This is a genomic window from Rossellomorea aquimaris (assembly GCF_001877785.1).
Lineage (GTDB): Bacteria > Bacillota > Bacilli > Bacillales > Bacillaceae_B > Rossellomorea > Rossellomorea aquimaris_A.
The window spans coordinates 46,877-54,840 of sequence record NZ_MINN01000070.1; the positions used below are offsets into that span (position 1 = coordinate 46,877).

A 7,964-nucleotide genomic window follows, 5' to 3' on the forward strand; every position below is an offset into this window, starting at 1 on the left:
ACATCCGGCATCCCGGCCCCGGTTCACCTGCCCGCCACACAAAAAAAGCAGCCCCCGCAAAAAGGACTGCCCCAACCCAAACCAAAAAATCAACTCAACACAAACGTCCCGATCGAATGACCCGGAAGTTCCAACCTAACCGCTTCATCCGAGCCGCTGACCGCCATCGAAACGTCTTCCTTATCATCACCGGCATTCATCACAATGACTGCAACCCGGCCGTCCGGATTTTCAAACGCCGTGGCTGAAACCCGGTCGGAAGATACTCCGCTCCAGATCCGGCGGGCACCAGGCTCAATGAACTTACTGAAATGCCCAATATAATAGAACGAACTGTTATAATGCACCTCATCCTTCACAGTGTCCACGATGACCGGCGCGTCGCAGTAGTTGCCGACGTGGTTCGGTCCGCCTTCTTCGTTCAGGACGAGATTCCAGTCGATCCACGCTTCGAGATGGTTGTTCAGATCGCCAATGATATTCCTCGCATACCGCTCGCCGGTGTGCCAGGCACCGACCTGGACGCCGCCTTCAATGCATCCTTCTGTGAAAATCAGATGCTTATCGGGGAACGCATCGTGAACCTTCGAAAGATTCTCGAATTCCTCCGACACATACCAGTGGTTGCCGGTCCCCCACACATACTTCGCTGCTTCCGGATCCGACAGCACCGCACTTGCACGTTCAAAAATGATGTCACGGTTGTGATCCCAGATGATCACCTTTACATCGCCGTGCCCGTTCCGCTCCAACGACGGCCCGAGATGGTTCTTGATAAAATCGCGTTCTTCTTCCCCGGTGTACAGGCATGAATCCCAGACCTGCTTCGCTTCGGGTTCATTCTGGATCGTGATGCCCCAGATTGCGACGCCTTCTTTTTCCATGGCATCGATATACTTCGAATAGTACTCTGCCCAAACTCCTTCAAACTCCGGCAGCAACTTGCCGCCGTTGTTCATTTCACCGTTAGATTTCATCCACGGCGGAGGGCTCCAGGGGGACGCCACGATCGACAGCTCCCTGCCCGCAGCCTTCACCGCATCATGAATCAAAGGAAGGACAAGCTTGCGTTCACGTTCGATCGTAAAGCACTCGAGCGACGCGTCCCCTTCTTCCACATACGAATAATTCCCCAGCGAAAAGTCACAGCTGTTGATATGGGTGCGTCCGAGACGGTAGCCAAGCCCCTCAACCGGATCGAAGTAACGCTTGATCACTTCGGCCCTTTTCTCAGGACTCACCAGTGACAAACTGTACGCAGCCGCTTCCGTGAACGCTCCGCCGAACCCGATCATCTCCTGAAATTTCAGCCCCGGATCAAGTTCGATATGGGTACCTGCCGCATCCAGGCCAGTCGAAAAGGAAACCGGCTCCTTTTTAGAAAGCCGGTCCCCTGTTTCTTTGGCAGTAAGGATCACTTCTGCACTCTTGAATCTCATTGCGCGACCTCCGCTTGAAGATTATGGCTCTTCTTATGATCACGGATGATTTCCGCGTAGCGGTAGGCGCTGTCTTTCCAGATCCGCTCCTGCGTGTCGAAATCAACGTAAAGGATACCGAAGCGCTTGTCGTAGCCAAAGCTCCATTCGAAGTTATCCATCAATGACCACAGATAGTAGCCTGAGATGTTCATGCCTTCTCCGTTCAGGTCGGAAACCGCTTGAAGATGCTTCTCGACATAGTCGGTGCGCTCTTTATCATGGACGCGTCCGTTTTCAACAACATCATCGTATGCCGCGCCGTTTTCCGTGATGATGATCGGAAGCTGCGTGTATTCCGCTCTCAGGCGGCGGATGAGGTCCTTGAATTCATTCGGCGCGATATCCCAGCCCATGCCGGTTTTTTCATAATCGGAATAAGCTCCTCTGTGTAAAAAGTCAGTCGCTGCACTGAACTCGACGATTCCGCGGCTGTAGTAGTTGATGCCGAAGAAGTCGCACTCGACCGAAATGGCCTCCATGTCGCCTTCGTTGATGAAATCATAGGAGTGCACGTATTTTGAAAATAGATTCATCATGTCCTTCGGATACTCGCCTTTAAATACAGGATCAAGGAACCAGCGGTTGGAGTAGCCGTCCGCATTATTGGCAGCCAGCGCATCGTTGACGGAATCCGTCTTTGGATAAACCGGTGACAGATTCAGCGTGATACCGATTTCCGTCTCGGATGCAAATTCTTTTTTCAACATTTCGACGGCTTTCCCGTGGGACACGAGCATATGGTGGACGGCTTTCACCGCTTCGTCCATATTTGTGTGCCCCGGTGCGTGCACACCCTGATGGTAGCCGAGGAACCCGGCACACCACGGTTCATTATGCGTGATCCAGGAATCGACGATACCGTCAAGCTCCGTGAAGCAGGCGCGCGCATATTCAAGGAACCAGTCCACAGACTCGCGGTTCACCCAGCCGCCTTCTTCATGGGCCCACATTGGCAGATCCCAGTGATAAAGCGTGACTGCAGGCTTGATGCCTTCTTCCGTGAGGCGCGAGGCCAATTTTTTATAAAAATCCATGCCTTCTCTATTAAACTTGCCTTTCTCAGGAAAAATCCGCGGCCATGCAATTGAGAATCGGTATGTATCGACACCGAGTCTCTTGATGTGCTGGATGTCTTCCTCGAACCGGTGATAATGGTCGCAGGCAACGTCGCCGTTATGCTGCTTGTGGACCCTGCCCGGGATGTCGCAGAACATATCCCAGATGGACGGTGTCCTGCCGCCTTCCGCTGCCGCCCCTTCGATTTGATAGGAGGATGTTGCCGTTCCGAACGTAAACTGTTTATCGAATTTCATTATGTCTTCTCCCCTTTATGTTTGTGTATGGAAGCAAGGGGACGGTTCTGCTGCTTCCGAAGCATGAGAACCGTCTCCGCACTTCCTGTTTGTGTATGCAGGGAAAAACAGGGGCGGTGCCTAATACACATGCACCGTCCCCATTTTTCCAGATTGAAGCGAGTGAGCCCGGCCGGACGCTTCCAAAAGAATCGGATATTTGACCGGCCGCAACCGTCCCCTTTATTCTTTGACTGATCCAGCAGAGATGCTGTTGACGATATATTTTGATAGGAACAGGAATGCGATCATGATTGGTACGACTGAAATCGCGATTCCCAGGTACATGCTTCCGAGATTCTGTGCCACCTGTGATCCTTTTAGGAAACCCATCAATACAGGCAGTGTGTATTTCTCAGGCGAGAACAGGATGACGAGCGGCATGATGTAGTTGTTCCATGAACCGATGAAGGTGAAGATCGACATCGTCGCAATCGCCGGCATCATGATCGGAATCGCCACTGTGTGGAAAATCTTGAACTCGCTTGCGCCGTCGATCCTTGCCGCTTCGATCAGGCTGGGATGCAGCGTCGTCTGGATATACTGTCGCAGGAAGAACACGACGAACGGACTGGCGATCGTCGGCACGATCAATGGGATGTAAGTATCCAGGATACCCAGGTTTTTACTCAGTTCGTAGAATCCGATGAGTCCGAGCTGTCCTGGCACCATCATCATGACGAGCATGAAGACGAACAGGAAGTTCTTCCCCTTGAATGTGTAAAAGGCGAATCCGTACGCGGTCAGCGCCGAGAAGTATCCCGACAGGACCGTCACGAGCACGGAGATGATCAGGCTGTTCTTGAAACCGGCCCAGATGTTGACGTATTCCATCATCGTCCGGTAGTTTTCCATGAGGGCGGTGCCCGGGATCAGCGTGAATCCCGACAGGATCGCCTCATTCGATCTCGTCGCGTTGACGAGCATCATCAGGAACGGGATGAAACAGACGACCGCCATCACGGACAGCACGATGTAGATGATGCTTTTGACGGTGCGGCCCTTCTTTTTTTCCTTTGTTTCCTGAGGGAGGGTCCCCGGGTTCGGGTCCTTCACCTCTTCTTCGAACTGCACTTCGTTTTCGACTGCTGTTTTTCCTAACATCTTTCCTACACCTGCCTTGTCTGCTTGCGTTCATTTCGGTACATCCCTTTGAACACCATCGCCGAGAAGATCAGGGTGATGACGAACAATCCGTACGCGACTGCAGAAGCATAGCCGTAATTGTTATACTTGAATGCCTGGTTGTATAAATACAGCACCATCGTGTTCAGCGAGCCGTCCGGCGAACCGATTCCGTCGGTCAGGAGCATCGGCAGGTCGAACAATTGGAGACCCCCGATCAGCGACGTGATCATAATGTAGAGAAGGATCGGCTTCAAGAGCGGAAGCGTGATCTTCGTGAACGTCTGCCAGCGGTTGGCCCCGTCGATCAATGCCGCTTCATAGTAATCTTTCGAAATGCCCGACACCCCCGCCATCACGACGATGAATGAGTGGCCGAACCACATCCATGTCAGGATGAGCGAGACGGAAAGCTGGGCGGTGGCAGGCTCGTTAAGCCAGTTTATCGGTTCTGATATAAGACCAATTTTTAGAAGTATCATATTTAATGAGCCGTGCTGCCAATCTAGTAAAATACCGAACAGCAGGGCGACCGAGCTGATGGTGATCAAATTTGGCAGATAGAAAATCGATCTGAAGAAGGCGAGTCCCCTCAACTTCATTCTCATATCAGAAAAGATCAATGCCAGGATGAGAGCCAATCCGATCTGCAGGATGAAGTTGACTCCCCAGATCTTCCATGTGTTAAAAAAGGCTTCCACAAAATAAGTATCCGTGAATAACCGTTTATAGTTGGCGAGGCCGACGACTTCCGCGACGCCGCTTCCTGTATAGTTTGTGAAGCTGTAATAGAATGTAAGTGCCACGGGATAAATACTGAAGATCAAAAAGATGATCCAGAACGGCGCAATGAAGAAATAGCCGTATTTATTGACGTTTTTCATTCCCCGAGCCCCCTTCGTTATCTTGGATTTTGCAGGCGGCCAAGACTTCGGCCGCCTGCCTTTTTTTGTATGGTCATGCGCCATGAGGACGTGCCGGATACGGCCGCTGAATGTTCACCGGCCGCCCCCGCAGCATTTCCCCTCGACGCATTCTTTCTACTAAATTTAGTTCTTCGGTACCTTCAAGTCAGGATACGCGTTCTGTGCTTTTTGATAGAATTCTTTGATTGCATCTTCTTTGGACTTCTTGCCGTCTACATATTGCTGAACAGCATTTCCGTAGAACGTATCAAGCTGCTGGTCATATTTCGTGACGATGCCAGGCTCGATTTCTTTCGCCTGCTCCAGGAAGAACTGGTAGTTGTTCTGTCCGCCAAGGAATTCACTGCTGAAGTCATCCTTGATTGCGTTCGTTACCGGATTGTAAGCAAGGACATCTCCTGTTTCCTTCGCCCACTCTGTCAGGAATTCATCGTCCTGTGTCATCATTTTCACAAAATCATACGCAAGTTCTTTGTTCTCTGATTTGTTGTAAACACCTAACCACGTTCCGCCCCAGAAGTACGGGCTCGGTCCGCTTGTCACGGCCCAGTCGCCGTTCGTTTCTTTCACGTTTGTCTTCAATACGCTGTGAAGTCCCCATGTCGGAAGGACATATGAGAATACCTGAGTTTCTTTTTCTTTTCCGTCCTGCTTCACTTTGATCGGCTTATCCATGCCTTCGAACCATGATGGAGACCACTCGGCAGCAAGAGCCGTATAGCTGTTCTCGCGAAGGGTCTTCGCATGATCCATGAACTCTTTCTTTTGGTCTGTCAGCTGCAATTCGCCTTTGTCGTTCACCCACGGCTGTGGATTGTCGCCTTGTGAGAACCAGCGCATCGCACCTTCATCCGGGAACATGCTGTAACCTTTTTCCTTCATCTTTTCAGCTACTTCGAACACGCCGTCCATAGAAGCCATCATATTGCCGACTTCAGTCGGATCGTCGGTCCCAAGCACTTCTTTTGCAATGCTTCTTCTATAGAAGATCCCGCCAGGCGTTGTCTGCCAAGAAAGGGCTCTTACATTTCCATCTTTGTCTTTTCCTAAATCGAATACATACGGTACATATTTATCCTTGATTTCTTCAACATTGTACGGATCCTCTGAAAGGTTTTCCCAGTATCCTGCATCCACCCATTGTTTAAGGAATGCAATCTCCCCTGTGAACACGTCAGGAGCACCGACACCGCTTTCAAGAACTGGCTTCAATTTCGTCGGATAATCCGCGATCGGAACGATTGTCAGTTCCACTTTGACCCCATTCTTCTCTTCAAACTTCGTGATCGGCTTCTTCAACTCATCCGTGAATGACCAGATCTTCAAATCAACATCTTTGTCTTTCTTGCCTCCTGATGACTCCGAGCTTCCCGAACAGCCGGCAAGCACCCCTGCAAGCAGGACCGCTGTCAAAAATAATGCTAGAAACTTCTTCATGTTTATCCCCCTTTGTCCGTTATGGATCTATGTGGTCGAAATCGGTTTCGGTAAAACCTGTAAAAAATTCATGGATGCCGCTGTTGATTTCCCTGTAAAACGGTAAGGTCTTACACGGAAATCAACAGCTGGAAACTCTTTCCGAAACCGGTTTCGAAATCACCTAAAAAATTTTTTCGTGCCTGGAGTCCAGGCACTATTTAATTGATGTACAGGACTCCCTGATGATGAGCTCCACCGGGATGATGTCCGTCGTCTTCAACTTCTTCTTCAAATCCATCTGCTTGATCAGCATTCCGCCGGCCCGTTCACCGATCTTGTCGGTGTCCTGCCTGACGGTCGTCAGTTTCGGTGTCACGTAGGATGCCATGTCAATATCATCATAGCCGATGATCGAAATGTCCTCGGGAATCCTGAGACCTTTTTCCTTGATCGCTTCCATCGCCCCGATTGCCATATGGTCACCGGATACGAATACAGCCGTCGGCAGGTCCTGGAGCGAAAGTAGCGTATTCATTGCTTTCTTTCCTTCCTCGATGGAGAAAAATCCTCCGTTCACCACGAATTCCTTCCGTATCGGAAGGCCCGCTTCCTTCATGCCCTTCTTGAATCCTTTGATCCGCTGTGCACCGGCATCGATGCCCGGATCCCCTGAGATATGGGCGATCTTCGTATGACCCAGTGAATGAAGATAATTCACGGCAAGCCTGCCGCCCTCGATATTATCGGAGTAGACGACACTGCAATTCTGCTTCGTCATGTCGATCACCACGATCGGTACATGACTGTTGATCATCTCCTGCACCTGAGGGTCGTTCGGGTCTGAACAAATGACCACAATCCCGTCAACGGCGCGGTATAAGAAGTGTTCCAGATAACTCGTATCCCGCTTGCGCAGATTCCGTGAGGCAAAGATCAAATCATAGCCTTCACGCTCCACGTACTTGCGGAAACTCTCAATGATCGCATTGAAGAAAGGATGCTTCATCCCCACCTCATTATCCTCGGCGAACATCACACCGATCGTCCACGACTTCTTCGTCGACAGCGACTGTGCATGCGCATTCGGGAGATAACCCATCTCCGCCGCCGCATCGAGGATCTTCTGCTTCGTCTTCGGACTCACATCCGCGTAATTATTAAGAGCCTTGGATACCGTCGTACTGGAAACCCCAGTTTTCTTCGCCAAATCATAAATCGTAACCATCGTTGTCCCCTCTTCATCGAAAGCGCTTTCGTTGATGTTATTATAGCCCAGAAAAAATCGATGCGCAATAGAATTTTCAAAAAATTTTGTTTGGGTTGTTTTGGGGGATTGGGGCGTGATTGTTGCAGCGGGTTGCGGGATCGGGATGGGGTGTGCGGCCGAGTTGCGGGGGCGGGTCGGGGGGACAGGTACCTTGACCCACTTTCCCCTTCTACCATTTTATCGATCCAGCTCGCTGCCGGTGGCCCCCATAACGGCTAAAAACCGGTTTTGATAATATAATTGGATTTTTGATAATATCCTGCCCGTTCGTATTATAAGGTTGACCAGAATTCTAGATATTTCTGGTTGACCTTTTTTTATATGGTCTTATTATAACAGTAGCCAGGGTAGAACGTCCCTGCCCATGGGACTTAGATCCCGTCAGTTAAACCGC

6 protein-coding genes are annotated in these 7,964 nt (G+C 50.5%); all 6 read right to left on the reverse strand.

The genetic code is table 11. From position 1 onward, the window contains the following. Nucleotides 1–89 precede the first annotated feature (89 nt). Complete coding sequence (locus BHE18_RS03065; RefSeq protein ID WP_071617179.1) at nucleotides 90–1,439, reverse strand: glycoside hydrolase family 30 protein; 1,350 nt, start codon at nucleotides 1,437–1,439, stop codon at nucleotides 90–92. Continuing rightward, nucleotides 1,436–2,794: a GH1 family beta-glucosidase gene (locus BHE18_RS03070; protein ID WP_083573589.1), complete on the reverse strand. Its 1,359-nt coding sequence runs from the start codon at nucleotides 2,792–2,794 to the stop codon at nucleotides 1,436–1,438. Before BHE18_RS03070 ends, BHE18_RS03065 begins: the two co-directional genes overlap by 4 nt. 222 nt (nucleotides 2,795–3,016) lie before the next feature. Then, on the reverse strand, nucleotides 3,017–3,793 hold the full coding sequence (locus BHE18_RS03075) for a carbohydrate ABC transporter permease (protein WP_058299134.1): 777 nt from the start codon (nucleotides 3,791–3,793) through the stop codon (nucleotides 3,017–3,019). Nucleotides 3,794–3,942: 149 nt separating this feature from the next. After that, nucleotides 3,943–4,842 carry a carbohydrate ABC transporter permease gene (locus tag BHE18_RS03080; protein WP_058298810.1) on the reverse strand — a complete coding sequence of 300 codons (900 nt, stop codon included), beginning with the start codon at nucleotides 4,840–4,842 and terminating at the stop codon, nucleotides 3,943–3,945. 165 nt (nucleotides 4,843–5,007) lie between these two features. Continuing rightward, on the reverse strand, nucleotides 5,008–6,321 hold the full coding sequence (locus BHE18_RS03085; protein WP_071617181.1) for an ABC transporter substrate-binding protein: 1,314 nt from the start codon (nucleotides 6,319–6,321) through the stop codon (nucleotides 5,008–5,010). Nucleotides 6,322–6,517: 196 nt separating this feature from the next. Further along, a complete protein-coding gene (locus tag BHE18_RS03090; RefSeq protein ID WP_032085774.1) occupies nucleotides 6,518–7,528 on the reverse strand; it encodes a LacI family DNA-binding transcriptional regulator in 1,011 nt (336 codons plus the stop codon). Nucleotides 7,529–7,964 lie beyond the last annotated feature (436 nt).